Source organism: Muricoccus vinaceus, from assembly GCF_042433125.1.
Classification (GTDB): domain Bacteria; phylum Pseudomonadota; class Alphaproteobacteria; order Acetobacterales; family Acetobacteraceae; genus Roseomonas; species Roseomonas vinacea.
In genome coordinates this window covers 102759-129182 of the sequence record NZ_JBHLVZ010000019.1, presented here as the reverse complement: position 1 = coordinate 129182, position 26424 = coordinate 102759, and the positions used below count along the sequence as shown (strand labels likewise).

The window sequence follows — 26424 nt, the reverse complement described above, 5'->3', positions numbered from 1 at the left end:
GCGGCAGGCAGAGACGTGCATCTGCACCAAGGGAGCGAGCGGCCCGCCGGGGGGAAACGGCTGCTTCTGCTGGTATCGTTGGCCCATCTTGTCAGCCACGTCTATATCCTTGCCCTTCCGCCCCTTTTTCCCTTCTTACGGGACAGTCTGCAGGTGGGCTTTGTTGAGCTCGGCCTCGCCCTGACGGTTTTCAACGTTGTCTCGGCTGTGGCGCAGGCGCCGATCGGTTTCCTGGTGGACCGCATCGGTGCTCAGCGCGTGCTCGCGGCAGGCCTGGGCCTTGGAGGACTGGCTCTGCTGTCCATCGGCCTGGTCGGGACCTATGCTTGGCTGCTTGTCGGCGCAGCGATGGCGGGGCTCGCCAACGGCGCCTTCCACCCGGCGGATTATGCCCTGCTCTCCGCCGGCATTCCCAAGGCGCAGCTCGGCCGAGCCTTCTCCCTGCATACCTTTGCTGGTTATCTCGGCACCGCCATTGCTCCTGCGGTTCTGATTGGCCTTGCCCTTCTTGCCGGGCCCGGCCTGGCGTTGGGTGTGGTGGGACTTGCAGGGATTCTGCTGGTTGGCGTCATCCTGCCGATGCGCGTCCCCGCGGCGGAGGATCAAAGCCGGACCAGTGCCCAGGGTCGCTTTGCAGGCGGGCCAAACACAACGGGCGGCTCGGTGTTCACCCTCGCCATTGGCTCGCTGACCGTGTTCTTCGCCCTGCTGAGCTTGTCCAACGGTGCCATCCAGAACTTCTCGGTTGCCGCCCTGGTCAACGGCTACGGGGTGAGCCTCACCCAGGCAAATGCCGCCCTGACAGCGTTCCTGATGCTAAGCGCCTTCGGCGTGCTGATGGGCGGTTTTCTGGCGGATCGGACCCGGCGGCACGGTGATGTTGCTGCCGCTGCCTTTGCGCTTACGGCGCTGCTCACCCTGTTCGTCGCTGTCGCAGACCTCGGAGCTGTGGCGCTGATGTTCGCCCTCGGTGCTGCGGGGTTCTTGTCCGGCGCCATCGCTCCGTCGCGGGACATGATGGTGCAGGCCGCAGCGCCACCCGGAGGGGCAGGACGGGCCTTCGGCATCGTTTCCACCGGCTTCAATGTCGGCGGGGCCATTGGGCCGCTTCTGTTCGGCTGGATCCTTGATCACGGGGCACCGCGCTGGATCTTTGGCGCCGCCGTGGGTTTCATGACGCTGACGGTGCTGATGGCCCTCTGCGACCGGTGGTTTGCCCGCAAGGGAGATGGTTCCGGAGCACCGCGCGCCTAAACAGACTGCACCGGGGCTGCCCGCCTGCCTACGCCGCACCTCATGGCCCTGGGCACCGGTGGCGGCACGCTGCAGAGAAGCGATCGGACGCGCTCGGCCGCGTGACCTCAGCAGGAGGCGCGGCGGCCCGGCACGGGCGGAACCGTCTTTCGACATGCCGTATGTTGACGGTTCGCGCTTGGAGGAGGCTCGTCACGTCAAGCGCACGGCCCGATCAGCGCGCCTCCCGGCGCAGGCGCTGCTCGCGCAGGAAGATGAAGAGGCCGGCACCGATGATGATGACGGCTCCGGCCATGGTCAGTGGCCCGATCACCTCACCAAAGAAGATATAGCCGAACAGCATGCCCCAGAGGATCAGCGTGTACTGGTAGGGCACGACAACGGAGGCCGGCGCCAATCGCAGCGACTGGTTGACGCAGAGATTGCCGCCGAGCGAGCCGATGCCAAGAAAGAGCATCAGTACGAGGTCCAGGGGTTCTGGCGGCGTCCAGCCTCCGGTCATCACCAGCGCGCAGCCGAAGAGAAGCGCAGCCAGAAGCTGCGCCGTCATCAACACCGCCCCGGGCGTTCCCGCCAGCTTCCGGGTGGCGATCATGAAAAGGGCGTAGCTGAAGCTGCCGGCCAGGGCGCAGACTGCGCCAAGGGACAGCGATGCCGGTGAGGGATGCAGGGCGATCACCACGCCGCCGAAGCCCACCGCCACGGCCGTCCAGCGGCGCCAGCCTACCCGCTCGCCGAGCAGGAAGGGGGACAGGGCGGTCACGTAGATCGGGCCCGCCATATAGTAGGTCATCACCTCTGCCAGGGGCAGTTCAGCGAGAGCCCAGAAGAAGAGCGCCCCCTCCATCGTGGAGAACACCACGCGCAGCAGTTGCAATCCCGGTCGAGGCGCCTGGAGAAAGGCATAGGGACCGGCCCTGAGGATGAAGGGCGCCATGGCGCAGAGTCCGGCAATGCTGCGCACCAACAACAACTGCCCAACCGTGTAAGCGCCCACCAGCCACTTGCCGAGTGTGTCGTTGACGGCGAACAGCAGGACGCCAAGCAGCATCATGGCGACACCGCCGGTGGCGCCGGTGGGCATGACGCCCAGCCGAAGCAATACGGACACGGCGATACTCCACCCTTCGCGGTCCTTCTCACCCGCGATGAGGGGGGAACCGACCCGCAGCACTAGCGAGACGGAATGGTGCTGCAAAGCCCGCAAGGCAGGATCGATGTGCCGGGTGGATCAACTGCCGTCGAACTGCCCGATTGTCACCTGTGGTGGCTTCTGCCTACAGCCGGTCCACCCACGCTTTCACCCAGCCAATCGGCAGCCGGATCCCGGGCCATTTCAGGACCAGGCCACAGTCGCATGGGTCCGAGTCGAAATGTCCCGCGGGACTTAATAAGCAAGGCGGCGAACTTCTTCGCGCCCTCGTTGCGGAGCATTCCAATGCCCCGTGAATGGAGCAAAAGGGATGCTCAAGTCCGGTGCAGTTCGCCGCTGGAAACGCCGCAGCAATCAGGGCTGCCGATAAAGCCACTGCCCACCAAGCAGACGGACAGTGGCTTTCTCGATGCCGAACGGCAAGAAGTTGCGATGCAAGCAAGTACCGGAGAAACCCCCTCCCCGGCTCATCAATCACACGCCCGTCAAGCAGTTCAACGGAGCAACCCCCACTCCGCCGAGATCAGTCCATTACGGATCAACCCGCCGCTGGAGCATCCCCTCTCCATCGGCGGCCGGCGCAGCAATCCCGGCCACTCCACCGTTAACTCTCACGGAGCGGTGATACAACCATAAGTTAGGAAAAATCCGCCTCCGTTCTGATCTGGCCGTAACCTCTATCCGCGATGCAACTCAGCCTTCTGGTGCGCTACCTGGCAGATGCCCAGACCAGCGCCAGCGCGCCGATGGAGCAGTCCAAGCTGTGGAAGGCCTGGGATGCCTCACCTGAGTTCAAGCCGTCCCAACTCGGGGGAGTAACGCTCGATCTGAACGGCTGATTCGATGGTGGCCCGGGGTGCTGCCATGGCTGATCCGTGATGACCGACAAAGGCGCAGGCCTTTCCGTCGCAAAGGCGCCTTTGCCGCGCGGAGGGAAAGCCGATCGTCAGAGCCCTACCGCCCAGGATGGCACCGACCACCGTTGGCGCAAGGACGTCAGCCGCGGCGATCGCCCGATGCATCCGCCATCCAGCTCCGTCTCTGCCGCTCCGGTGATGAGCGTTTGGTGAGCCGGACGCCATTCGCGCCATGATCCGCCAGGCCAGGAACAACCCCGCTCAGAAGGCCGCGCGCCGAAGGGTCCGGCGCCTCGACGCCGACGAGGCGCTGTTCAGCACCAGGGATTGGAGCAGTTGTGCCGATCCCATCTTACCCGGACAGAGTTGGATCGGCTCGATTTCCGCCAGGCCCTCGCGGCCGATGGTCTACTGGTGTTCGAGTTCCGGATGCGCACGGCGACCCTGTCGGAGGCCACCAAGGAGCCTGGCGTGTCCACGCAGGCGGCCGCACGCGCCATCAGCGGAGAGGGAGCAAGGTGGATATGGGCACTGTGGGCCGGCCCGCTCTTCCCTGATGGCCAGGCGCACGTCCCGATCTAACTGCGAGGCGCGCCAACTCTTCTCGATCAAGCCCGGTTAGGCGCCTGCACGCCCCGTCCAGCATCCACATGCGCCTATCCAGCCGCACCGGTGCCTGAACCGAGGTGACCGGTTATCAGCCTTCGCGGCGGAACCCTGAAGCCTGCAGGGCAGGCGCCAGCGAAGCAGCGCCGCCGGGGCCGTCCGCACTCCCAAGCAGTGCCGCCATACTGCCCTGGGACTGGATGTGACGAACGGGCTGAGCGAAACCAACCGCTGCGTAGAGACCGACTGCCACAGCCAGGGACGACACCATGCCGACGAGGCCAAGCAGCTTGCGATCGCCCGATCGGCCGTAAGTCTCGATGCTCGAACCGAAGTCTTCCACCGTTCTCTCCATGCTGGCCCATACCGGCGGGTCCAGTGAGAGAGGTATCGGCTCCGACCATGGCGGCTTATCGCCGGATCTGTGACCATTTGCCTTAATCGCCGCCCAGCGAGGCCCCTGTGCGGTGGCGAACACCGCCTGGCGCCGTCGGCTTCCCCGCGCGCCGCAAAGAGCATGGCCAGCCCGACACGGAGCCACTAGCGTCCGCATCCGGATCTGAAAGCAGGGTGGATCGCCTTTGGAAGCAGTCACGATCGTTTTGGTTCTTCTACTCGTGGTCGTCATGAGCAGCTGGATCGCGAGAGCTCTCCCATGGGCGATCCCCAGACCACTCATCCAAATTGCACTCGGTGGGCTCGTCGGGCTGGCGGCGAACCTGCGGGTGGAGTTGAACCCGGAAGTCTTCTTTCTCCTCTTTCTACCTCCGCTTCTCTTCCTGGATGGCTGGCGGATTCCGAAAGAGGAGATGCTACGGGATGCTGGCACCATCCTGGAGTTGGCTCTGGGGCTGGTCATCTTCACCGTTGTCGGCGTGGGCTTTTTCATCAACTGGCTGGTGCCGGCGATGCCTCTGCCGGTCGCCTTCGCGCTGGCGGCCGTTCTCTCGCCCACCGACCCGATCGCCGTGACCTCCATCGCCGCACGCGTGCCCATCCCCAAGCGCCTGATGCATATCTTGGAAGGGGAGTCCCTGCTCAACGATGCATCCGGCCTTGTGTGCCTCCGCTTCGCCGTGGCGGCAGCAATGACGGGAACCTTCTCCCTCTATGACGCGACGCTGAGCTTCTTCTGGGTCGCGCTGGGCGGCATCGGGGTGGGTCTAGCCGTAACGCTGGCAGTGACCCGCGCCAAGGTTTGGCTTGCCCTTCGCATCGGGGAAGAGGCAGGAACGCAGATCATCATCGGCCTGTTGATCCCCTTCGGCTCCTACTTGCTGGCAGAGCACCTCCATTGCTCGGGAATTCTCGCCGCCGTATCGGCCGGCGTCACCATGAGCGTCGCCGATGCGCGCAGACCGACCCTGGCCTCCACGCGGGTACAGCAGAACACAGTTTGGGATACGATCCAGTTTTCCGCCAACGGCATCATCTTCGTGCTCCTGGGGGAGCAGCTTCCGGGCATCTTGGACGGTGCGGCAGATACGGTCAGAGTAACAGGGCATCATGAGCCCTGGTGGCTACTCGTCTACATTGCCCTGATTACCCTGGCGCTCGCGATGCTGCGGCTGCTCTGGGTCTGGGTGTCGCTGACCTTCACCCTGTTCCGAGCCAGCCTGCGCGGGGAGAACATGACGCGGCCGCATTGGCGGCTGGTTGTTGCCACTTCCCTGGCGGGAGTGCGAGGCGCCATCACCTTGGCCGGCATTCTCACCTTGCCCCTGGCACTGGCGGACGGCACGCCGTTTCCAGCACGGGACCTGGCCATTCTGCTCGCGATGGGTGTGATCATCCTGTCGCTGGTCGCGGCCAGCGCGGGCCTGCCGCTCCTCCTCAAGGGATTGGAGATGCCCGCGGACGTCAGCCATGCGGAGGAGGAGGACCGCGCACGCGTCGCTTCGGCCAAGGCGGCGATAGTGGCCGTGGAACGCGTCCAGCACGAGATGTCGGAAGGGCGGCCTGATGCGGACATCATCGTCGCGGCAGCCGCTCGCATCATGGAGTTTTACCGCTCCCGGATCGATCACCGGAGCGGGGAGCATGATGCGGAGACGGGCGCGCTGGCCCGCCAGAGCGAGGCGGCAGAACGAACAATGCTGGTGGCCGCGCTGAAGGCGGAGCGGAGCGCCATCCTCGCGCTGCGCCGCGCCAAGGGGATCAATGGCGAGACGGCGCGGCAGCTGATGCACGAGATAGACCTTCTTGAGGTGCGTTACAGCAACTGAGCGTCTGACCGAATGGCTGGCAGCGCCGCACCGGGAGCGAGCGAGGGACATCCAAGCCTCAGCCGGGGTTCTCTCCTTGGCACGATGGGCAAGAACCTTCATGCCCTTTGGGCTCCCCGCCTCCACTATGCCGCCATCAGCCCATATAGGGAAAATGAAGGAAGGCCATGGAAGAGGTGAAGTGCGTCTGCGCGTCATCGACCTCGAAACGACGGGGGACAGCTTCACCAACGGCGGCGTGGTGGAGGTCGGGTGGCAGGACGTGGTCCAGGACGCCGACGGGGTTTGGTACTTGCCGGCTGGCCCCGGGGCACGCCTGATCCAGCCGGGATGTCCTATCTCCGCCGTCACCTCTGCCATCCACCACATCATCGACGAGGACGTGGTGGAAGCGCCGGGCTGGGCCGAAACGGCACCGGAGATCCTGCAGGCCGAGGGCGTGATGGCGCTGGCGGCGCATCGCGCGGCTTTCGAAAAACGGTGGTGCACACCGCAGCTGACCGGGAGGGCGCGCTGGATCTGCACCTACAAGTGCGCGCTGCGGCTTTGGCCCGACGCGCCATCGCACTCCAACCAAGGCTTGCGCTACTGGCGTCGGCCATCGGGGCTGGACCGTGCGACAGGGTTGCCCGCGCATCGGGCTGGACCGGACGCCTATGTAACAGCGCACCATCTACGCGACATGCTGGTCCTGGCGAGCATGGACCAGTTGTTCGCTTGGTCCGAGGAGCCGGCTCTGCTCGTCCGTGTGCCAAGCGGAGCCCTCCGCGGGCGGCGCTGGGTTGAGCTGGATGAGGCTCAGCTCCGGCGCGTGCTGGACGGGGAGTTCGGGCACAACCCGGACATGATGTTCACCGCCCGTGCCGAATTGGTTCGCCGCGGAGGCAGTGCAGCAGCACCACAGCAAATGCGACTGGGAGTGTAACGCCAGCGACGCACGGCCTCATATCAGGCGCTGTCAGGAAGGGTTCCGCTTCTGGTCATCACGCCTCAGCACGACCACGCTGACCAGCGCGAACGCAGCAAGCTGGACTGCCATGACGGCAAAGGCGAGATCATAGCTTCCCGTCAGGCCTACGAGCAGCGTGAAAGCCAGTGGCCCGCAGATTGACCCGAGAAAGCCGAAGAGGCCAGCAGCGGATGTCACGTCGCTGACCATAGGCAGCGGTGCCACGCGGGCCAGTTCTGCCATGTGCACGCCGTTCCAGCCGATGGCGGTGACCCCCACCAGCGCCGCGCATCCATAGAGGGCCCACGCGCCCTGGCCACCCACCGCGATCAGCAGTCCAACCGCCGCGGCGGAGGCGACCGCCTGCAGGGCGAGATGCCGAAGTGCGTGGCCCACCCGGTCCGCCAACCACCCCAGGACAATGCGGCCAACCATGCTGGCCAGCTGCATCACCGCAACGATCCGCCCGGCCTCGGCCAGCGAGGCGCCATGGTGGGTGATGGCGTAGGTAGCCGTGAACGTCATGAGACAGGACTGAAGGATCGAGAAGGAAGCACCGAACGCGGTCAGAAGCGGCAAGGACGGATGCGCCCGAAGAACGGCGACGGAGCGCGCCAGGGCAGCGAGGGAAAGCAGCGCGCGCCCCCAGCTCTGCCCGCTCGGCGCTCTGTCGCCGTCCAGCCGACGGCGGAAGGGCTGCACCGCCAGCATCGTCAGCAGGGCGACGCCGATAATGGCCCAGAGCGCGTTGGAAAGTCCCAGCGCCAGCACCAGCGGTGCCACCAGGAGCCCTGCCAGTGCGCCACCCAGGGGAACGCCTGCCTGCTTGATCGAGAAGATCAAGGTTCGGTGCCGCAGCGGGGCGGTACGAACCAGAATCTGGCTACCCGCCGGGGTGTTGTGGCCCGTTCCGAAGCCGATGGCCAAGGCGCCGAGGAGGCCGAAAAGGCCCAGCGGTTGCGAGAGGGTGAAAAGACCGAAAGCCATGCAGGCCAAACCGATCTGCAAGGTGCGCACCGGTCCATGGTGGCTCAACATCGGCCCACCGCAGGCGAGGCACCAGCAGATTCCTGCGGAGGTCAGCGCAGAAACCAAGCCAATGCTTTCCGGTGCCAGTCCGGCACGCGCCATCAGCGGCGGGCCCAACAAGGGAACGGCAAGGGAGGAGAAGGAACTGACGGTCTGGACGATCGAGGTGGCGACCAGGGCGCTGACCCATAAAGGCAATCTCAATTCCTGCTTCCACCCTCTCGCCTCCCCGGTCTTTGACGATGCCGGGCCTCCTCCGGATTGTGCAGGGGGTGGGTTAGCGCGCCTAGGTGCCAACCCGCACCAGAAGCCGTGTGATAGCCGGATGCGTCCGGATTCTTGATCCGAAGACGGTGGCACCTCAGCCGCCATCGCGGCCTTGCCCAGGCCTTTCTGCTGCAGGACCCCTTCGAACAGGAGGTGCATTGTGTCGGATTGGAGAACATCACCGACCTTCTGCGCAGCGCCGGGTACCGCGAATCGCTCCGCCTTTCCGTCACGCGATCCTCGTGATCGCGGCCCTGCTGACCTGCATGCTGCTTTATTATGCGCTGGTGGCGGGTTCACTCACCACGGCGGAGGTGCAGCAGGCGCCCTTACCCCTTCTGCCCGGCAGTGCCTTCATCGAGAACGCCCAGGCCGTCTGGACCTGCATCGGGCTGGGCCGGTTGCTGTTGAACTCGGCGACCGTCGCGCTCGGCATTGCGGTCGGGAAGCTCACCATCTCGCTGCTCTCAGCCTTCGCGATCACCTATTTCCGCTTCCGGTTTCGCGGCGCCGTGTTCTGGCTCATCTTCCTGTCCCGCATGCTGCCGGTGGAGGTGCGGATCGTGACCACCTTTGAGGCCATCCCGACATGCTCATGCCCTTACGCCTGCTCGTGGAGCCGAGCGGCCAAGACGGGCTCGTGCAGGCCATAACAGGCTGGCGCCCGGAAGTGTCGGCAAACTGGAGCCTGCTGAACTCCTACGTAGGCCTCATCTTTCCATTGATGGCCTCGGCCACCGCCACCTTTCTGTTCCGCCAGTTCTTCCTGACGATCCCGGATGAACTCTGCGACGCTGCGCGCATGGACGGTGCCTCGCCCCTGCGTTTCTTCGGGACGATCCTGCTGCCCATGTCGCGTCCGAACCTGGCGGCCCTGTGCATCATCTTCTTTTTGTTCGGATGAAACCAGTATCTATGACCCCTGCTCTTCACCACTGAGCCAACGATGACGACCGTGGTGGTCAGCATCAGGCAACTGGTGCCACACGGGATTCCATCCCCGCCTGGAACCTGACAATGAATGCTGCCCTGCTCGTCATGCTGCCGCCGGTCGCCGTCGTGCTGCTGCCGCAACGCTGGTTCGTGAAGGGACTGATCGAGTCCGGCAAATGACCCGAATGACCAAGCGCATCATCGGCCATCGCGGCGCCCGTGACCTCTGGCCGGAGAACGGCCTGACGGGGTTCCGGAAGGTGCTCGGCCTTGGCGTGGCCGGGGTGGAGTTCGATGTGCACCCCACCCGTGACGGAAATCTTGCCGTCATTCACGATCCAACCCTCGACCGCACGACCGATGGCAAGGGCCCGGTGGCCGCCCACAGCATGGCCGAACTGCGCGGCATCCGCCTCACCGGCAGCGAAGAGGGAATTCCGTCGCTGGACGAAGTGCTGGACGTGCTCGCACCATCCGGAGTGGAGCTGCACATCGAGCTGAAGGTGGATCCAGAAGGAGTTCCATATCCGGGCCTCGAAGACCATGTGGTGGATCATATCCGCCGGCGTGGCCTGGGCGGGCGCACGGTCCTCACTTCCTTCTGGCCCGACGTCCTGCGGCGTCTTCGCGCCGCTGCTCCGGATAGCCGCCTGCTCGCTTCAATCAGCGGTTCGTCTGCGGAGAAGCTGGGATGTCTGGACGTGGTGCTGGATAGCTTGGATGAGCTCGGAACGGACTATGTTGCCGTTCACCACCTCCTTCTGGCGCAGGAGATGGAAAGGCTGCTGCAACGGGTTGGAAGCGCCCGGCTTGGCGCTTGGGTCATCAACGAGCCAGGAGAGATCGAGCGCTGGCTTGAAGCTCCTGTGACGCTGATCACGACGGACCGGCCGGATCGTTTTGCCCCGCCTGTTCAGCCTCCCGATCCGCCTCCGAACGGTCCGGTGTGATGGATGCCTCGGTGGCGGTGAGGGGCAGGCCGTGCCCCAGGCTCGCTGGCCGCCGCCACGTGCGGTCCGACGGCATCGAGGGGAACCAGGGCGCTGGTCATGCCGCATAACGGCGACGAACGATTCACCGAAAAGCCGTTGGTTTTCCCCTATGCAGATGCTCCGGCAACGCCGGGAGGCGTCCCGCGCCGCCGCCGGAGAGGATCGCCGCGGAAGGGGGCGCCTTAGCGGGGATGCCACGGAGACCGTGACCGGACCCATCCGGCGAACAGCCCGCCACCTTCCGTAAAGAGGCCTCGGGAATTGACGGGTGCCCCTGCCAGTCCCTTGATACGTTCATGTCAGCACAAGATTCCAGGCGGGTTGCGACCGATGTGGGAACGGGCCCGGAGCAGCGTTCCATCCAGTCCGTGGTGATCGGCTTCCGGCTGATCGAGGCGCTCGAAGCGGCGGACGGCCCGGTGACGCTGAAGGAACTGGCCGCCGCCGCAGGCATGCCGCCGAGCCGCGCTCATGCCTATCTCGCTAGCCTGCGCGCCGTCGGCCTGGTGACCCAGGTGGAGGAGGGCGGACGCTACGACCTCGGCCCGCGCGCCCTCTCCCTCGGCCTCGCGGCCCTGGGCCGGCTCGACGTGCGCGAGGCGGCGCTGGAGGCCATGCGCAGCTTCCGCGACGAGACGGGCGAGGCGGTGCACCTCTCCGTGTGGTCCGGGCAGTCGCCCGTCATCGTGTCGCGCCTGGACGGGAGGCGCGGCGTTTCGCTTGCCATTCGCCTCGGTTTCGCGCTGCCGCTGGACCGATCCGCATCGGGGCGTATCTTCCTGGCCTTCCTTCCCGAGGCCGGTCCGCCCGTGCAGGGTCTCCGGCGCGAGGTCGATGCCGTGCGGCGCCGCGGGATCGCGATCACGGACGGGCTGCTGAACGCAGGCTTCGCCGCCCTGTCCGTGCCCGTGTTCGATCATGCGGGCGAGCTGGCAGCGGCCATGACCACCCTCGGCGCCGCAGGGCACATCGATATCACGCCGGACGGACCGACGGCTTTTCGCCTGCGCGCCGCGGGAGAGGCGGCCTCCACCGCGCTAGGGCACGGGATGCACAAACCGGATGCGCGGCGGGTTGGCAGGCCGCTACATCGCTAGGGTGCGCCCCGGCCTGGTGCTGAGGAACGGGGCCCTCCAACGTCCCAATGGTGATGCAGGTCCTCCGCGGCCGCGGAGGAGCGGAACCGCAGGCCCAAGGCGTCGCCGGTACCGCACTGCCTTTAGCCCGCACCATGACCGGGCAAGGCGCGGTGGGCTTCGAGGACGCAGGCTGGATCGGCTTGCTGACCCCCGGGAACCTCGATGCCGACACTGCCACGCGCCTCGCCGACCCTGTATGGCTTCCTGGCAGGGCCAGAAGGGCGGGGGAGGATAACGGCAGGGGGAACCGCGAAGAGACTGTCAAGCACAGGGCCCGGCATTCCGGCGAAAGCGAGGAAGCCGCTGCCCGGCCCGCGAAAGCACGGATCGCCAACCGCCGCCGTATGCCGGTTGACAGACGTCTTACCGTCTTGCGACGCTTGCGCCGTCCAAGCGCTGGCGGGTCTCTCGGGCTCCGTCAAGAACAACGGGGAACGTCCATGCGTCAGCAGGTCAATCCGCACGAAGCGGCGGCGTTGGTTGTCGTCACCACGATGGGTCCAGGGGCCTGACGCCGGTGGCCCGGCACACCGCGGCGCATCACCTGCTGGAAGGCATGTGTGAGGCTGGCATTGAGCATCTCTTCTGCAACCTCGGCACCGACCACGTCACCATCATCGAGGAACTGGCCCGCTGGGACGCTGCCGACCGGGCGCATCCGAACACCATCCTGTGCCCTCACGAGAACGTAGCAGTGCACATGGCCGGCGGCTATGCCGCCATGACCGGACGCGGCCAGGCCGTGCTGGTGCACGTCGATGCCGGAACCGCCAACGCGGCCATGGCCATGCACAATCTCTTCCGGGCACGGCTGCCCGTCTTTCTCATGGCCGGGCGAGCCCCCTTCTCCTCTCGCGGCGAACTGCCGGGCGGGCGGGACGGATACGTGCACTTCATTCAGGACCCCTACGACATCGGCAGCCTCGTGCGGCCTTATGTTCACTGGGAATACTCTCTTCCTTCAGGCGTGGTGGCGAAGGAGGCCTTCGCGCGGGGCCACGCCATGATGCAGGCCGAACCCCGCGCGCCTGTTTTCATGACGCTTCCGCGCGAGGTGCTGGCGGAGGAGATCGAGGAGAGCAAGGTCCACGCGTTCCGCGCCACCCGCTTCGCCGGCCTTCCCGCCCGGGGCACCGACCCCGCCACCGCCACCCGCATAGCGGAAGCCATCATGGCGGCGGAGAACCCCGTCGCCATCACCGCCTATCTCGGCCGCAACCCCGCGGCCGTGCCGGTGCTGGATGCCCTGGCGCGGGAAGCCGGCATCCGTGTGGTGGAGCACTCCCCGATCCACCTGAACATCCCGCATGACAGCCCCTGCTTCGCCGGCTTCGACCCGCGCGGCCTTGCGGCCGAAACCGATCTGGGCCTGCTGCTGGACGTGGACGTGCCCTGGATTCCCCTGACGGTGAAGGAGAACCCGGCTGCGGACTGGATCCACGTGGACGTGGACCCGCTGAAGCGCGACCTGCCGATGTGGAGCTTCCCGGCCGGGCTGCGCGTGGCCGGCGACGCCTGCACGATCCTCACCCAGGTGCTGGACGAGGTGCGCGCACGCGCCGACGAGCCCTTCCGCGCCCGCATCGCGAACCGCATCGCCTCCTGGGCCCCGGTGCGTGAGGCCCGGCTGGCCGCGGCAGCCACGGCCGCGGCCAAGCCAGGCGAGCCCGACGCCCTGAACCCGGCCTGGGTGCTCGCCACCCTTGGCCGGCTGATCGCGCCCGAGGACATCGTGCTGAATGAGGCAATCCGGAACGGCCCCATCATGCAGGACCAGGTCCCGCGCACCGTGCCCGGCTCCTATATCGGCCTGGCCGGCGGCGGGCTCGGCTTCTCCGGCGGCATGGCGTTGGGCGCCCGGCTGGCCTGCCCCGACCGACGCGTGGTGCAGGTGGTGGGCGACGGCACTTTCCACTTCTCCACGCCGGACAGCGTCTATGCGACGGCCCAGCAATACGGACTGCCCATCTTCACGGTGGTGCTCGATAACCGCGGCTGGCAGGCGGTGAAGGCCTCCACGCTCCGCGTCTATCCCGACGGAGTGGCGCGCCAGAACGACAACTTCCAGTCGCGGCTCGACGGCCGCCGCAACGACAGCCAGCGGCGTTTCGAGGACGTGGCACGGGCCTTCGGCGCACATGGCGAACGGGCGACAACGGCGGACGAGCTCGAACCCGCCATTCGCCGCTGCCTCGCCGCAGTGGAAGCAGGCCAGGCGGCGGTGCTCACCGTCCGCGTCACGCCGCTCTGAAGGGGGAAGCGATGCGGATCCTCGTGATCGGCTGCGGCGCCATCGGCGGCGTCCTGGCGGCCAGCCTCGCCCTTGTCGCGACGGTGACGGGCTTCGACACCAACCATGCGCACGCGGAGGCCATCCGCCGCGAGGGCCTTTCCGTCACCGGCGCGGGAGAGCCCCTCGTGTCGCGCTTCGAGGTAACGGACGACACCGCGGCCCTGGCGGCGCGCCGCTTCGACGCGGCCATCTTCCTCGTCAAGTCCAGCGCCACGGCCGCCGCGGCGGCGGCCCTGGGCTCCGCGCTCGACGGGGCCGTGCTGCTGACGCTGCAGAACGGCATGGGCAATGCCGAGGCGCTGGAGCGCGTCCCCGGCGCCACCGTCGCGCGCGGCGTCACCATGAACGCCGGCCGTTACGTCGGGCCCGGCCATGTTGAACGCCTCATTCACGGACAGCCCACCTGGTTCGGTCCCGTCCGAGGCACGCTGGAAGCCTTGGCGCCCCTCGGCGAGACCTTCCGCGCCGCGGGCTTGCCGACCGAGGTGCTGGCGGACCCCATGGGCGCGGTCTGGGCAAAGTTCGTGTTCAATGCCGTGATGAACCCGGTGGGCGCCCTGCTGCTCGGGGTGAACGCCGCCCGCTACGAGGTGGCGGCCGTGCGGGACCTGATCGACGAGATGGCGGCCGAGTGCGCCGCGGTCGTCCACGCGCTCGGCGGCCACTTCGCGTTCGAGCCGATGGAGTTCGTGCACAAGGTGCGCTCGCGAGCGGTGCCGATCTCCCGCCATGCCGGCTCCATGGCGCTCGACATTTCGCGCGGCGCTCCGACGGAAATCGAGGAACTGACGGGCCACGTCGTCCGGGAGGGCGAGCGGCTGGGCGTGCCCGTGCCAGCCTGCCGCACCGTCTACCGGCTGGTGAAGGGACTGGAGCTGGCCGCGTCGCGGCGCGCGACCGAGCAGGGAGAGAAGCGCGCATGATCGAGAGACGGGCCCTCGCCGGGGTCGCGGCCGCCCTGGCGGCGGCACCCCTGGCCGCCAGGCCGGCGGTGGCGCAGGAAGAAGTGCGGAACTATCCGGACCGCCCTGTGCGGATCATCGTTCCCTATGCGCCCGGCGGCGCGAACGACATCCTCGCCCGCCTTTATGGCCAGAAACTGTCCGAGCGCCTGGGCCAGCCCTTCGTGGTCGAGAACCGGCCGGGCGCGCAGGCGATTCTCGGCACCGAGGCCGTGGCGCGATCGCGGCCTGATGGCACGACGCTGCTGCTGGGCGCGAGCGGGCCGATCGTGTTCAACCCCGCCACCTACGCGCAGCTTCCCTACGACTCCCTCCGCGACCTCGCGCCCATCTCTCTGCTGGCCTCCTTCCCACTCGTGCTGGTCGTCGCGGCGGCATCGCCGCATCGCTCCATCACAGACCTGATTGCCTGGGCCAAGGAGAACCCGGCGCGGGCCAATTATGGCGCCTCCGGCGCGGGCTTCCAGTTGCCGACGGAGCTGTTCAATCAGCGTGCCGGAACGCGGTTTCAGTACGTCGCCTACCGGGGCAGCGCGGATTCCGTGAACGCCGCCGCGAATGCCGAGGTGACGATCGCGCTGGTGGACAGCGGCCCCGCCTCGATCGCGATGAGTGCCGGCCGCGTAAGGGCGCTCGCCGTGACCTCGAAGGAACGCGTCCCTGCCTATCCGGACGTGCCCACCATGGCCGAGCTTGGCTTCCCCGAGGTGGAGGCCACCCTCTGGAGCGGCGTCTTCGCCCCGGCCTCGACGCCGCGTTCGATCCTGGACAGGCTACAGTCGGAATGCGCCGCGATCACCGCCCTCCCGGACATACGGGATCGCTTGAAGGCGCTGGCCATGGATCCCGTGGGAAACGATCAGAACAGCTTTCGCGGCACGATCGAGCGCGAGATCGGTATCTGGAGCGCGGTGGCGCGCGCTGCCCACATTCGCTTGGAACGCTGAGGCGGAAGGGACGGCGCCCGGACGGCGGGCGCAACCGCTCCCTTGACGGGCGTCCCTGATCGCTCGCGGAGCCAAGCTCCATTCCCGCTTCGTCCAGCGCGTGGAAAGCTCCATCCACCACCGCCGGATCGGTCGCTTCGAGCGGGAATGCGAGCACGCCCTCCGGGATGGGAAAGCGCTCCAGCGAGACAGGAAGGTCGAGGACGGCGCCTCTCAGCCCGGCCGAAACACGGGTCCGAGGATGTTGCAGCCGATGCGATCGCATCCGCCGGCCCGGGCAACACGGCTGACCCCGGGCAGGGCAACAGCGGGAAGAAGCGTCCGGGAGGCGGTCAAGCCGCGTTCCTCCCTTCCGCGCCAGCGACGGCCCGGCCAGCGCTGCCCCGGTCCACGAAGCAGCGCCCTTCGGCCGCCAACCGCTCCAGCAGCGGCGCAGGACGCAACGTGGCATCGCCAGTGGCACCGGCATAGGCGGAGAGCCGGTGGACCACCTCGGCGGCACCGATCGTGTCGGCGTGGTACATCGGCCCGCCGCGGTCGCGCGGGAAGCCGTAGCCGTTCGCCCAGACCACGTCGACGTCGCCCGCGCGTTCCGCCATGCCCGTCTCCAGGATGCGGGCGGCCTCGTTCACCATCGGCAGGAGCAACCGGTCCAGGATCTCCTCCTCGGGGATCGTGCGCTGCGGCACCCCAAGGCGCGTGGCCGCCTCGCGGACGAGGTCCAGCACCGCGGGGTCCGGCAGCGGCGTGCGGTCGCCTTCCCGATAGCGGTAGTAGCCCGCCCCCGTCTTCTGGCCCAGCCGCCCGGAGGCGTTGAGGGCATCGTCCACCACGGCGATCGCCCCTCTCTCCCTGCGCGACCGCAGCCCCACGTCGAGCCCGGCCATGTCCAGCATGGCGAAGGGCCCCATGGCGAAGCCGAAGCGGCGCAACGCGGCGTCCACCTCCTCCGGCGTGGCTCCTTCGAGCAACAACCGCTCGGCCTGCTCGCCGCGGCGGCGCATCATGCGGTTACCGACGAAGCCCGGGGCATTGCCCACGAGCACGGGCACCTTCCCCATGCGGAGCGCGAGCGCGAAGGTCGTGGCGATGGTCGCGCCCGAGGTCTCGCGCCCGCGCACCACCTCGACCAGCCGCATGATGTTGGCCGGCGAGAAGAAGTGCATGCCGACCACCTCCGCCGGCCGGGCGGTCGCGGCCGCGATCGCGTCGACATCCAGGCCCGATGTGTTGGTGGCCAGCAACGCGCCCGGCCGCATCGTCCGGTCCAGTTCGGAAAAGATCTCGCGCTTGAGCGCGAGATTCTCGAACACCGCCTCGATCACGGCGTCCGCTCCCGCGGCGCCGGCCAGGCCGGTCGTGCCCTGGATAAGGGCGGCCCGCTCCCCGGCCTGCTCGGTCGTGATGCGTCCGCGCGCCGCCTGCCCCTCGTAGGTCTTGCGGATGGTGGCCAGGCCGCGGTTCAGCCCCTCCTCCGCCTTGTCGATGAGGGTGACGCGCAGCCCCGCATTGGCGAGCGCCATGGCCAGCCCGCCACCCATCGTGCCCGCGCCGACCACCGCGACGTGCCCGACGGCAGCCGGCGCGGCATCGCCGCCGCCGCGTGCGGCCTCTGTCTCCGCGGCCTCGAGGTAGGCGCGCGCGGCCTGCGCCCCGCTCATGCCCGCAACCCCTCGCCGGCTGGCCTGAACATGGGAACCGGCTGGCCGTCCGTCGCGTCGCGGAAGGTCAGGGTCACGGGCTGCCCGATCCGAAGCGCGTCGAACTCCGCATCCACGATGTTGCTGATGATCGTCGGCCCCTCCTCGAGCGTGACATAGGCCACGGCATAGGGCGGCTTCGCACGGCGCATGATGCTGAAGGAGTAGACCGTACCCCGCCCCGAGGCTTCCTCCCACACCGTGTCCTCGCTGAAGCAGAAGGGGCAGAGCGCCCGGGGATAGGCGTGGCGCTCGCCGCAGGCCTCGCAGCGTTTGACCAGCAGGCGCCCTTCCCGTGCCGCCATCCAATAAGGGGCGGTTTCCGGAGAGGACTGCGGCGGGGTGATTTCGCGTGGCGTGTCCATCGCCTCAGCTCCTCTCCAGGATCAGGGTGGCACTGCCATGCCGCGTGCCAAGCGAGCCGCCGGTGCCATGGGCGAGCGCCAGGTGCAGGTCCGGAACCTGCACCGCAGGATGTGCCTCGCCGCGAAGCTGGCGCACCGCCTCGATCACCTTGGTGATGCCGCCGCGGTTGCCGGGATGGTTGCTGCACAACCCTCCGCCATCGGTGTTGAAGGCGAGCCGGCCGACGCCGGAGATGAGGTTCCCGTCCGCCACGAAGGCGCCACCCCTGCCCTTCTCGCAGAAGCCCAGGTCCTCCAGCGTGACGAGCACCGTGATGGTGAAGCTGTCGTAGATGGAGGCGTAGCGGATGTCGGCCGGGGTGATGCCGGCCTCATCGAAGGCGATCGGGCCGGAGAAGCGGGCGGCGGAGTAGGTGAGGTCCACCTTGCCCCCCATCTGGTTCTTGAGCGCGACGCCGCTGCCGCGCAAGGACACAACCGGGCGGCCGAGGCTGCGAGCGATCTCGGGCCGTGTCACGACCAGCGCGCCGCCGCCGTCGTTGATCACGCAGCAATCGTGCTTGCGGAGCGGGTCGGCCACCAGGGGGGAGGCCAGCACGTCCTCGACCGTCAGCACCTTCCGCAGCACGGCCTGCGGGTTGTGCTGCGCGTGGTGGGAGGCGGCCACCTTGATCCAGGCGAGTTGCGTCGCCGTTGTCCCGAACTCGTGCATGTGGCGCCGCGCGACCATGGCGTAGAGGTTCAGCACGGCCGTGCCGTAGGGCGCCTCGAAGGGCACGTCCGGCATGTTGTCGAGCCGCAGCCCGAGGCCGGAGCCCAGCCCCTCCGCCAGCGGCCGCCCGGCAAGGGTGATGAGCGCGACGTTGCACTTGCCCGCCGCGATCGCCTCGGCCGCGTGCGCGACGTGGACGAGATAGGCCGAGCCCCCCGTGTCGGTGGTGTCGACATGCCGCACCCGCAGTCCCAGATAGTCCACCATCGAGAGCGGCCCGAGGCCCGGCGCATCGCCCGCGCAGAAGTAGCCGTCCACGTCGGCATGGCTCAGCCCCGCGTCGCGCAGCGCGCCGGCCGCCACCTCGGCGTGCAACTGCGCCAGTGACTTATCGTCGGCGCGGCGTGTGGGGTGCTCGAAAACACCCGCGATGCAGGCATTGGGCTGTGGCATAGGGTTTCCGTCACCGCGATGGGGCGCCATCCGCTCCGGATCGCCGGCCCTTGTTGAACTCCTCGGCCGCGCTACCGCTCGAAGCGAAGCTGCGCCTCGTTCACGATGCCGCGCCAGAAGGCGATGCCCTGCGTCACCGCCCGGCGCGCCTCCTCCGTCGAACTGCCGACGGGGTCCATCGAGAGCGCCCGCAGCCTCTCCCGCAGGTCGGGCGCCTGGTTGGCGCGCAGGATCTCCTCGTTCAGGCGGCGCAGGATGGGCTCCGGGGTGCCGGATGGCGCCATCAGCCCGCTCCAGAGCACGAGGGAGAGGTCGGGGTAGCCCAGCTCCTTCATGGTCGGAATGTCGGGAAAGGCCGGGAGACGCTCCTGCGCCGTCGTGGCCAGGCCGCGCAGGCGCCCGGCCTGCAGCGCGCCCGCCGCCGGGCCGACATCCACCAGCGTCATCGTCACCTCGCGGGAGGCGGCCGCGTTCACGCTCTCGGCGCTGCCGCGATAGGCGACGTAGATGAACTTGGTTCCCGCGCGCAGATTGAACAACTCCGTCGCCATCTGAAAGCCGGCGCTGCTGGTGCCGTAGGTCATCCGGTCCGGATGCGCCTTCGCGTGCGAGACCAGATCCTGCACGGTGCGGAACGGCGCCTCGCCCGAGACGGCGAGAACCAGAGGAAAAGAGGCCGCGATCGACACCGGCACGAAGTCCTGCACCGGGTCGTAGGGCAAGCGCTCGTAGGTGACGGGATTGAAGATCATCGTTCCAGTCGCGCCCAGCAGCAGCGTGTAGCCATCCGCCGGGGCGCGCGCGACATACTCGCTCCCGATGATCGCCTGACCGCCGGCCCGGTTCTCGATGACGAAGGGCTGTCCCAGCCGCTCACTCAGCTTCTGGCCATAGAGCCGCGCGAGGATGTCGTTCGCACCACCGGGTGCATAGGGCACCACGATCCGCACGGGCCTGGATGGCCATTCGGAGCCCGGCGCCTGCGCGCGCGCCGCGCCGGCCCAGGCGGCGATGCCGCCAGACGCCCGCAGCAGTCCCCTTCTCGGAAGCATCGCGATCTCCTCCTGTCCGTCGCGGGCTATTCGGGCTTCGCACCGGAGACGCGGACGACCTCGGCCCATTTCGCGGTCTCGCTGCGGATGAAATCCGCGAACTCGGCGGGCGATCCGGTTCGTGGCTCCACGCCGAGGGTGCGCAGCCGCTCCATCACCTGCGGTTCGTGCAGCGCCTCGTTGAAGGTTGCGTTCAGCCGGGCGACGATCGCCTCCGGCATCCGGGCCGGCCCCACCAGGCCGAACCAGCCAACCGACTCATAGCCGGGCACTCCGGCCTCGCCGAAGGTGGGAACGTCGGGCAGGGCTGGCAGCCGGTGGCCCGAGGTGACGCCCAGGGCCCGGACCTTTCCCTCGCGGATCAGGGCCAGGGAGGAGGGCAGGTCAAGCATGCCGAGATCGGTCGAGCCCGAAAGAACCGCCGTCAAGGACGGCCCCGTGCCACGGAAGGGGACGTTCACGATCCTCGGCGCCGCCATCTGCTTCAGCAACTCGGCGGAGAGATGCATGGCCGTGCCGTTGCCGCCGTGCGCAAGGGTAAGGCCCTCGGGCCGCGTGCGGACGGCGGCCAGAACCTCGGGAAGCGTTCGGGCGGCCTGGCTGGGGCTGGCCACGAGCACGAAGGGGATCTCCGCGATCATCCCGATGCCGGTCAGATCCCGCACGGGATCGTAGGGCATCGCTGGATAAAGGCTGGGGTTCACGGCGAGCGCGCCCGCGGCGCCGATCCCGAGCGTGTAGCCGTCCGGCAACGCCTTCGCGACAACATCCATCCCGATATTGCCGCCAGCACCCGAGCGGTTTTCGATAACAAGCGGCCTTCCCAGCCGCCGCTCGATGCCACCACTCAGCACCCGGGCGATGATGTCGGTGCTGCCGCCTGGCGGGAACGTCACGATCACCCGGATGGGCTGGGTTGGATATTCCTGCGCCGTCGCCCCTCCGGCTGGCAGGGCGGCCGCGGCTCCGCCTGCCAGGGCCGCAAGGAAGCCGCGCCGGCAAACCTGGCGAGCGGCAGGCGGGCGTGGAGCGTGCGCTGATGACCTCGGGCTGAACAACCTGCTCATCCTCCCCATTGGTTCTACCCGAGTGACCTTCCGGGGTGCGACCTTGGCGGGAAGTAGCACTCGAACAAACCACCTTCGTCAATATCAAATTGAAGTTGCGGCTGCGCGCCGCCCGAGACCTTCGTATTTGACGAAGTGGATTTGTTGGTGATGATGCCCGGGTGGAAACGCCGCCTGCCCCGGCTCAGGCCGAGTGGCCAGAGCCTGGAAGATCAGAATGGATAACAAGACCGGCTACTGGCCCGCGCACCTCCCCCGAAGCCTTCCGAGGATCGAGACCACCCTCCCCTTCTCGCTCCGTGTGACCGCCGCGCGCTATGGCAGCAGGCCGGCGATCGGCTTCTTCGGGCGCGACATGACCTGGCGCGACGTGGAGCGGGAGGTCGAAGCCTTCGCCGGATGGCTGCGCCGGCGCGCGGGCCTGGTGCGGGGCGATCGCGTGGCGCTGTTCATGCAGAACTCCCCGCAATGGCTCATCGCCTATTACGGCGTCCTGCGGGCGGACCTGGTGGCCGTGCCGGTCAACCCCATGGTGCGCGCGGGGGAGTTGGCGCAGATCCTGGCCGATAGCGGTGCCCGGGCCGCCGTGGCGGCGCAGGACCTGCTGCCGGTCCTGCGCGACGCGGCGGGAAGCGGGATCGACCTGCGGCACATCGTCGCCGTCACCTATGCCGATTACCTGCCCGACGCTCCAGACTTCGCGCTTCAAGAATGGCTCCTGACCCCCGCGCGGCGGCATGACGGCTGCGTGTCCTGGTCGGAGGCGATCGGCGCCGGCCTGACGGCGCCCGCGCCGGAGGCGACGCCGGAGGACCTGGCGTTGCTGCCCTACACCTCGGGCTCCACGGGGGTCTCCAAGGGCTGCGAGCATCCCCACAGCACCTTCATGCACACGGCCGCCGGGCTGTCGCTGTGGCATGGCCAGACCGCGGCCACCGTCTTCCTCGGCCTGCCGCCGATGTACCAGGTGTCGGGCATCGGGAACGGCCTGCACTGCCCCGTGACCAGCGGGGGGATGATGATCCCCCTGCCGCGCTGGGAGCGCGGGCTCGCGCTTGGGCTGATCGAGCGCTACCGGATCTCCCATCTCGCCATCGCGCCGACCGCCTGCATCGACCTGCTGGCGAGCCCCGATCTGGCACAGCGCGACCTCTCCTCGCTGCGCCGGGTAACGGCGGGCGGGGCGCCCATGCCGCAGGAGGTATGGCGCCGCCTGCGGGAGGTGACAGGCCTGCCCTTCATCGAGGCCTACGGCATGACGGAAGCGGCCGCGACGACCCACATCAACCCGATCGAACGGCCGAAGCCGCAATGCCTCGGCGTCGCCTTCTTCGACACGGGCGTCGCGGTCGTCCACCCCGAGACGCTCGAGGATCTTCCTCCGGGGGAGCCCGGAGAGATCCTCGTGCGCGGGCCGCAGATGTTCCGGGGCTACTGGGGCAGGCCGGAGGAGACGGCGAAGGCCTTCGTCGAGCGCGACGGGGTGCGGTGGTACCGCAGCGGCGACATGGGGTATGTCGACGAGGAGGGCTACTACTTCATGACCGATCGCCTGAAGCGGATGATCAACGCATCAGGCTTCAAGGTCTGGCCGGCCGAGGTGGAGACGAAGCTCTACGAGCACCCGGACGTGCTGGAGGCCTGCGTCGTCTCCCAGCCGCACCCGTACCGGGGCGAGACGGTGAAGGCCGTGATCAGCCTCAAGGCCGGGCGCGCCGGGCAGGTGAGCGCGGACGAGATCACGGAATGGGCCCGCGACAAGATGGCTCCCTACAAGATTCCGCGCGTGGTTGAGTTCGTGGACAGCCTGCCGAAGTCACCCGTAGGCAAGATCCTCTGGCGCGAGCTCCAGGATCGCGAGAAAGCCCGCGCGGCGGAGCAGCCGGCGCAGGGGGAGGCCGCTCGATGAGCGACGTCGCGGCCGGTGCGCCGACCGTCACCTACGAGCTGGCCGGCGACGTCGCCCTGATCGGTCTCGACCGCGCGGCCAAGCGCAACGCGATCAACGACTCGACTCTGGCCCAGCTCATGGCGGCGGTGCAGCGCGCGGGCGACGAGGCGAAGGCTGGCGTCCTCTTCGGTCACGGCGAGAACTTCTCCGCCGGCCTTGATCTCTCCGAGGCGCTGCGGACCCGCGGCACTGGCGACCCGCGCCGGCCGCGCTCGCGCAAGTGGCACGCCGCCTTCGACCTTATCGCGCGCGGGCCGATCCCCTTCGTGGCCGCCCTGGCGGGTGCCGTGATCGGTGGCGGGCTGGAACTGGCCGCGGCCGCCCATATCCGCGTGGCCGACGAGACGGCCTACTTCGCGCTTCCCGAAGGGCAGCGCGGCATCTTCGTCGGCGGCGGTGGTTCGGTCCGCATCGAGCGCCTGCTCGGCTATGCCCGGATGTCCGACCTGATGCTGACGGGCCGCGTTCTCACTGCGGCGGAGGGGGAGCGGCTGAACCTCGCCCAGTACCTCGTCGCGGCGGGCGAGGCGCTGCCGAAGGCGCGCGCCCTGGCGGAGCGCATCGGCCAGAACGCACCCCTCTCCAACTACGCGATCACCAACGGCCTGCCGCGTATGCGCGACCTGTCGCATGACGACGGGCTTTTCTTCGAATCCCTTCTCGCGCAGACCACGGCTGCGAACCGCGAGGCGGCCGACCGGCTCCAGGCCTTCGATGAGAAGCGCGCGGCGCGGCTCGACGTTCCCCCCAGGGCCGTCGGATCGCCGGAGAGCGCGTCCGTTCGTCCATCCTCGCCAGACCAGTCCAGCAACGAGCCTGCCAGGCGCGGGGGTGAGCCCCTCGCCTGAAGCGCCGGCCTCTCTTCGCCGGACAGGCCGCGTTCCGCGCGGCCAGCGGCGCAGGCCGGCATCGCCGTGGGCCCGGTCCCGCGCGGGATCAGACGGCCACTTCGTCCACACGGTAGCGGAAGAGCCAGTCGTAGCGCTCGCGCACCCGCTCCTCCGCCCACTCACGGTCCACATAGGCCTGGGCGCCGGCCGCATCCGCCAGGGCCGGGTTGTGGAAGCGCGCGGCATTCTCGGTTGATGCCACGACCATGCGGTTGGTCCGCTCGCGCCGGGCCGCCTCGTAGCGCAGCAGGGCGGTGGAGATATCCCCCGGTCGCGCCTCCAGAGCCCGGCCAAGCACGAAGCCGTCCTCGATCGCCTGCACGGCGCCCTGCGCCATCATGGGGAGCGTGGGATGGCAGGCGTCGCCCAGGAGCGTCACGCGCCCCTCGGTCCAGCGCTCGAGCGGCGAGCGCAGCATCAGCGCCCATTTGTACGGCACCTCGATCGCGCGGATCATGGCCTGCACATCCTCGTGCCAGCCGGCGAAGTCTGCCGCCAGCTCTTCCGTTGTGCCTCGTTCTGTCCAGGATTCGACCTGCCAGTCGTCGCGTTCGACGATGCCGACGAAGTTCATCAACTCCCCGTGGTGCAGTGGGTAGTTCACCACGTGCCGCCCTGGGCCGATCCAGTTCGTCCCGACCAATCTCCGCATGTGCCCCGGCAGCGCCGCCATGGGGATCACGCCCCGCCAGGCCAGCATGCCGGAGAAACGCGGATGTTCCTCGCCGAACAGGCCAAGGCGGATGCGGGAATGGATGCCATCGGCGCCGATGAGGGCATCGCCCTTCGCTTCGCTGCCATCGGCCAGATGCAAGCTCACGCCATCCGCGTCCTGAGAAAAGCCGGTGACGCGGGCGCCAAGCCGGATCGCGCCGGGGCTGGCCCGCCGCACCGCCGCCGCCAGCGCGCCGTGCAGGTCCGGGCGATAAACGGTGTAGTAGGGGTGCCCGTAACGGGCGACGGATTCCGCCCCGAGATCGAAGAGCTTCCAGGTCTGGCCGGAACTCCAGAGCCGGATCTCCTTGCCGCTGGCCTCGCAGGCCTCCCGCTCCACCGCCTCGCCCACACCGAGCGCGTGCAGCACGCGGGAGCCGTTCGCGCTGATCTGGACGCCCGCTCCGACCTCGCGCAGTTCGGGAGCCTGCTCGAAGACCTGCACGTCGAACCCGCGCTGGAGGAGAGCCAGGGCGGCGGTGAGGCCGCCCAGGCCGCCGCCCGCGATCAAGATCCGCGCGCGCTTGCCATTGGCCACCATCGACATCTCCTTGCCCATGAACCGGCAGCCCTCTTTGTTTCAGCGAACAGGCTTAGTCAATGGAGAATTCCGCTTGCCTCGATGCCGGAACCGGGGATGATCCCGGTCGGTTCCGGGCGACGAGAACGGAGGAGGAAACATGGCCACGATCACAAGGCGGGGGCTGGGCGCCAGCGCGGCAGCGCTTCTGCTTTCACGGCGTGCCCGGGCGACCGGCTACCCGGACCGGCCGGTGACGATCATCAACCCCTTCGCCGCGGGCGGTCAGTCAGACCCACTGGGGCGAGCCGTGGCGCTGCACCTGCAGCGCAGGCTAGGCCAGCCCTTCGTGCTGGAGAACCGCACCGGTGCCGGCAGCACCATCGGCGCCCAGTATGTGGCGCGCACCGCGGCCGACGGGTACACGCTGCTGTTCGGCACGACCAGCACCTTCGTCATCGCCCCCTTCGTGTACGCGAATGCAGGCTACGACCCCGCTGCCTCCTTTGCACCCGTGGCGGTGGCCTCCGAGGGGCCGATGGTGCTGACCACCCATTCCCGAAGCGGCTACGCCTCCGTTGCGGACGTGGTTGCAGCCGCGCGGCGCTCGCCCGGGCGCATCACCTACGCCTCCGCGGGCAGCGGCAGCCTGCCGCACCTCCTGGGCGAGGTCTTCGCCCGGGCGACGGGGGCGGAGCTGACCCACGTGCCCTATCGCGGCGGCGCGCCCGCCATGAACGACCTCATCGGCGGCCAGGTGGACCTGTTCTTCGAAGCCGTGGCCAATGTGGTCCCGCATGTGGAGGGCGGCCGTGCCGTGGCGCTGATGAGCACTGGTCCTGCCCGTTCCCGACTTCTGCCCACCGTGCCCACCGCCACGGAGTTGGGCCACGGCGATCTGACCCTGACATCCTGGACAGGCTTCGCTGCCCCGGTCTCCACGCCCGCCCACGTCATCGAGGGCCTCAATCAGGGGATCAACGAGGCGCTGAGAACGCCGGAGGTGATCGCATTGATGGAGAGGATCGGGATCAGCGGCATCGGCGGCAGCCCCACGGACATGGCTGGACGGATCGCCCGGGAGTCTGCGGTCTACAAGGGCATCATCACCGCCGCCAAGATCTCGGCGGAATAGTCACCCTGGGCTGAGGACCAGCCCGGGAGGGTGTTACGCCCTGGCGGCGGGGCCGCTGCGGGCACTGTTCCGGACGCGGTCTGCCCGGTCGGCTCCAGGCCAGGCCGCAGCCGTGCCCCACCAACCATGTACACGCCCCCGTCATGGGGATGGTCAGCCGGTATGGTGCCACCAGCCGGCGAGCAGCGAAGGAGGACCCACCCTTCGCAAGAAAGGCCAGCGGGTCGGCTGCTTCCCTGGGCCCATCCATGCGAGGTCG

The 26424-nt window shown here is 68.3% G+C and carries 24 protein-coding genes; 15 read left to right on the top strand and 9 right to left on the bottom strand.

Annotated elements, in window-relative coordinates:
• The first annotated feature begins 15 nt into the window (after nt 1-15).
• A complete protein-coding gene (locus tag ACFFIC_RS10455) occupies nt 16-1254 on the top strand; it encodes an MFS transporter (RefSeq protein ID WP_377050106.1) in 1239 nt (412 codons plus the stop codon).
• Between the two features lie 214 nt (nt 1255-1468).
• Here ACFFIC_RS10455 and ACFFIC_RS10450 read toward each other — a convergent pair whose 3' ends face one another.
• Nucleotides 1469-2365, bottom strand: a complete 897-nt coding sequence (locus tag ACFFIC_RS10450; RefSeq protein WP_377050105.1) for a DMT family transporter — start codon at nt 2363-2365, stop codon at nt 1469-1471.
• Between the two features lie 728 nt (nt 2366-3093).
• Between ACFFIC_RS10450 and ACFFIC_RS10445 the strand changes: the two genes are divergently transcribed.
• Nucleotides 3094-3246: a hypothetical protein gene (locus tag ACFFIC_RS10445; RefSeq protein WP_377050104.1), complete on the top strand. Its 153-nt coding sequence runs from the start codon at nt 3094-3096 to the stop codon at nt 3244-3246.
• 715 nt (nt 3247-3961) lie between these two features.
• On the opposite strand, the gene ACFFIC_RS10440 is transcribed toward ACFFIC_RS10445, so the two are convergent.
• The gene (locus ACFFIC_RS10440) at nt 3962-4213 is read right to left on the bottom strand and encodes a hypothetical protein (protein ID WP_377050103.1); all 252 of its coding nucleotides are present in this window, start codon (nt 4211-4213) and stop codon (nt 3962-3964) included.
• Between the two features lie 238 nt (nt 4214-4451).
• Between ACFFIC_RS10440 and ACFFIC_RS10435 the strand changes: the two genes are divergently transcribed.
• Nucleotides 4452-6095 carry a Na+/H+ antiporter gene (locus ACFFIC_RS10435; RefSeq protein ID WP_377050102.1) on the top strand — a complete coding sequence of 548 codons (1644 nt, stop codon included), beginning with the start codon at nt 4452-4454 and terminating at the stop codon, nt 6093-6095.
• Between the two features lie 181 nt (nt 6096-6276).
• A complete protein-coding gene (locus ACFFIC_RS10430) occupies nt 6277-7020 on the top strand; it encodes a DNA polymerase III subunit epsilon (RefSeq protein WP_377050101.1) in 744 nt (247 codons plus the stop codon).
• A gap of 33 nt (nt 7021-7053) precedes the next feature.
• On the opposite strand, the gene ACFFIC_RS10425 is transcribed toward ACFFIC_RS10430, so the two are convergent.
• The gene (locus ACFFIC_RS10425) at nt 7054-8271 is read right to left on the bottom strand and encodes an MFS transporter (RefSeq protein WP_377050100.1); all 1218 of its coding nucleotides are present in this window, start codon (nt 8269-8271) and stop codon (nt 7054-7056) included.
• 141 nt (nt 8272-8412) lie between these two features.
• Between ACFFIC_RS10425 and ACFFIC_RS10420 the strand changes: the two genes are divergently transcribed.
• The 8 genes from ACFFIC_RS10420 (at nt 8413) to ACFFIC_RS10385 (ending at nt 15606) form a co-directional block, all read left to right on the top strand.
• Nucleotides 8413-8586: a hypothetical protein gene (locus ACFFIC_RS10420; protein WP_377050099.1), complete on the top strand. Its 174-nt coding sequence runs from the start codon at nt 8413-8415 to the stop codon at nt 8584-8586.
• Nucleotides 8583-8993: an ABC transporter permease gene (locus ACFFIC_RS10415; protein WP_377050098.1), complete on the top strand. Its 411-nt coding sequence runs from the start codon at nt 8583-8585 to the stop codon at nt 8991-8993. Before ACFFIC_RS10420 ends, ACFFIC_RS10415 begins: the two co-directional genes overlap by 4 nt.
• A complete protein-coding gene (locus tag ACFFIC_RS10410; protein ID WP_377050097.1) occupies nt 8936-9244 on the top strand; it encodes an ABC transporter permease subunit in 309 nt (102 codons plus the stop codon). Before ACFFIC_RS10415 ends, ACFFIC_RS10410 begins: the two co-directional genes overlap by 58 nt.
• A gap of 214 nt (nt 9245-9458) precedes the next feature.
• Nucleotides 9459-10223, top strand: coding sequence for a glycerophosphodiester phosphodiesterase family protein (locus ACFFIC_RS10405; RefSeq protein WP_377050096.1), 765 nt, complete (start codon nt 9459-9461; stop codon nt 10221-10223).
• A gap of 338 nt (nt 10224-10561) precedes the next feature.
• Nucleotides 10562-11362: an IclR family transcriptional regulator gene (locus ACFFIC_RS10400; RefSeq protein WP_377050095.1), complete on the top strand. Its 801-nt coding sequence runs from the start codon at nt 10562-10564 to the stop codon at nt 11360-11362.
• A 559-nt stretch (nt 11363-11921) separates the two neighbouring features.
• Complete coding sequence (locus tag ACFFIC_RS10395) at nt 11922-13655, top strand: thiamine pyrophosphate-requiring protein (protein WP_377050094.1); 1734 nt, start codon at nt 11922-11924, stop codon at nt 13653-13655.
• An 11-nt stretch (nt 13656-13666) separates the two neighbouring features.
• The gene (locus ACFFIC_RS10390; protein ID WP_377050093.1) at nt 13667-14620 is read left to right on the top strand and encodes a ketopantoate reductase family protein; all 954 of its coding nucleotides are present in this window, start codon (nt 13667-13669) and stop codon (nt 14618-14620) included.
• A complete protein-coding gene (locus tag ACFFIC_RS10385) occupies nt 14617-15606 on the top strand; it encodes a Bug family tripartite tricarboxylate transporter substrate binding protein (RefSeq protein WP_377050092.1) in 990 nt (329 codons plus the stop codon). Before ACFFIC_RS10390 ends, ACFFIC_RS10385 begins: the two co-directional genes overlap by 4 nt.
• A gap of 332 nt (nt 15607-15938) precedes the next feature.
• On the opposite strand, the gene ACFFIC_RS10380 is transcribed toward ACFFIC_RS10385, so the two are convergent.
• From ACFFIC_RS10380 to ACFFIC_RS10360, 5 genes are all read right to left on the bottom strand, one after another.
• Nucleotides 15939-17267, bottom strand: a complete 1329-nt coding sequence (locus ACFFIC_RS10380; protein WP_377050091.1) for a 3-hydroxyacyl-CoA dehydrogenase — start codon at nt 17265-17267, stop codon at nt 15939-15941.
• On the bottom strand, nt 17264-17671 hold the full coding sequence (locus tag ACFFIC_RS10375) for a Zn-ribbon domain-containing OB-fold protein (protein WP_377050090.1): 408 nt from the start codon (nt 17669-17671) through the stop codon (nt 17264-17266). Before ACFFIC_RS10375 ends, ACFFIC_RS10380 begins: the two co-directional genes overlap by 4 nt.
• 4 nt (nt 17672-17675) lie before the next feature.
• Entirely contained in the window at nt 17676-18836 is a 1161-nt protein-coding gene (locus tag ACFFIC_RS10370; RefSeq protein WP_377050089.1) for a thiolase domain-containing protein, read from the bottom strand.
• 71 nt (nt 18837-18907) lie between these two features.
• A complete protein-coding gene (locus ACFFIC_RS10365; RefSeq protein WP_377050088.1) occupies nt 18908-19888 on the bottom strand; it encodes a Bug family tripartite tricarboxylate transporter substrate binding protein in 981 nt (326 codons plus the stop codon).
• Between the two features lie 26 nt (nt 19889-19914).
• The gene (locus ACFFIC_RS10360; RefSeq protein WP_377050087.1) at nt 19915-20784 is read right to left on the bottom strand and encodes a Bug family tripartite tricarboxylate transporter substrate binding protein; all 870 of its coding nucleotides are present in this window, start codon (nt 20782-20784) and stop codon (nt 19915-19917) included.
• A gap of 388 nt (nt 20785-21172) precedes the next feature.
• On the opposite strand from ACFFIC_RS10360, the gene ACFFIC_RS10355 reads away from it, so the two are divergent.
• Both ACFFIC_RS10355 and ACFFIC_RS10350 read left to right on the top strand, forming a co-directional pair.
• The gene (locus ACFFIC_RS10355; protein WP_377050086.1) at nt 21173-22864 is read left to right on the top strand and encodes a long-chain-fatty-acid--CoA ligase; all 1692 of its coding nucleotides are present in this window, start codon (nt 21173-21175) and stop codon (nt 22862-22864) included.
• Complete coding sequence (locus ACFFIC_RS10350) at nt 22861-23754, top strand: crotonase/enoyl-CoA hydratase family protein (RefSeq protein WP_377050085.1); 894 nt, start codon at nt 22861-22863, stop codon at nt 23752-23754. Before ACFFIC_RS10355 ends, ACFFIC_RS10350 begins: the two co-directional genes overlap by 4 nt.
• Before the next feature lie 88 nt (nt 23755-23842).
• On the opposite strand, the gene ACFFIC_RS10345 is transcribed toward ACFFIC_RS10350, so the two are convergent.
• The gene (locus ACFFIC_RS10345; protein WP_377050084.1) at nt 23843-25069 is read right to left on the bottom strand and encodes an FAD-dependent monooxygenase; all 1227 of its coding nucleotides are present in this window, start codon (nt 25067-25069) and stop codon (nt 23843-23845) included.
• A 121-nt stretch (nt 25070-25190) separates the two neighbouring features.
• On the opposite strand from ACFFIC_RS10345, the gene ACFFIC_RS10340 reads away from it, so the two are divergent.
• Nucleotides 25191-26165, top strand: a complete 975-nt coding sequence (locus tag ACFFIC_RS10340) for a Bug family tripartite tricarboxylate transporter substrate binding protein (protein WP_377050083.1) — start codon at nt 25191-25193, stop codon at nt 26163-26165.
• Nucleotides 26166-26424 lie beyond the last annotated feature (259 nt).

Coding starts and splice junctions, on each gene's coding strand:
- ACFFIC_RS10350 (WP_377050085.1), top strand. CDS start 22,861: ATGAGCGACGTCGCGGCCGGTGCGCCGACCGTCACCTACGAGCTGGCC.
- ACFFIC_RS10375 (WP_377050090.1), bottom strand. CDS start 17,671: ATGGACACGCCACGCGAAATCACCCCGCCGCAGTCCTCTCCGGAAACC.
- ACFFIC_RS10410 (WP_377050097.1), top strand. CDS start 8,936: ATGCCCTTACGCCTGCTCGTGGAGCCGAGCGGCCAAGACGGGCTCGTG.
- ACFFIC_RS10385 (WP_377050092.1), top strand. CDS start 14,617: ATGATCGAGAGACGGGCCCTCGCCGGGGTCGCGGCCGCCCTGGCGGCG.
- ACFFIC_RS10445 (WP_377050104.1), top strand. CDS start 3,094: ATGCAACTCAGCCTTCTGGTGCGCTACCTGGCAGATGCCCAGACCAGC.
- ACFFIC_RS10370 (WP_377050089.1), bottom strand. CDS start 18,836: ATGCCACAGCCCAATGCCTGCATCGCGGGTGTTTTCGAGCACCCCACA.
- ACFFIC_RS10400 (WP_377050095.1), top strand. CDS start 10,562: ATGTCAGCACAAGATTCCAGGCGGGTTGCGACCGATGTGGGAACGGGC.
- ACFFIC_RS10380 (WP_377050091.1), bottom strand. CDS start 17,267: ATGAGCGGGGCGCAGGCCGCGCGCGCCTACCTCGAGGCCGCGGAGACA.
- ACFFIC_RS10390 (WP_377050093.1), top strand. CDS start 13,667: ATGCGGATCCTCGTGATCGGCTGCGGCGCCATCGGCGGCGTCCTGGCG.
- ACFFIC_RS10365 (WP_377050088.1), bottom strand. CDS start 19,888: ATGCTTCCGAGAAGGGGACTGCTGCGGGCGTCTGGCGGCATCGCCGCC.
- ACFFIC_RS10405 (WP_377050096.1), top strand. CDS start 9,459: ATGACCAAGCGCATCATCGGCCATCGCGGCGCCCGTGACCTCTGGCCG.
- ACFFIC_RS10345 (WP_377050084.1), bottom strand. CDS start 25,069: ATGGGCAAGGAGATGTCGATGGTGGCCAATGGCAAGCGCGCGCGGATC.
- ACFFIC_RS10340 (WP_377050083.1), top strand. CDS start 25,191: ATGGCCACGATCACAAGGCGGGGGCTGGGCGCCAGCGCGGCAGCGCTT.
- ACFFIC_RS10355 (WP_377050086.1), top strand. CDS start 21,173: ATGGATAACAAGACCGGCTACTGGCCCGCGCACCTCCCCCGAAGCCTT.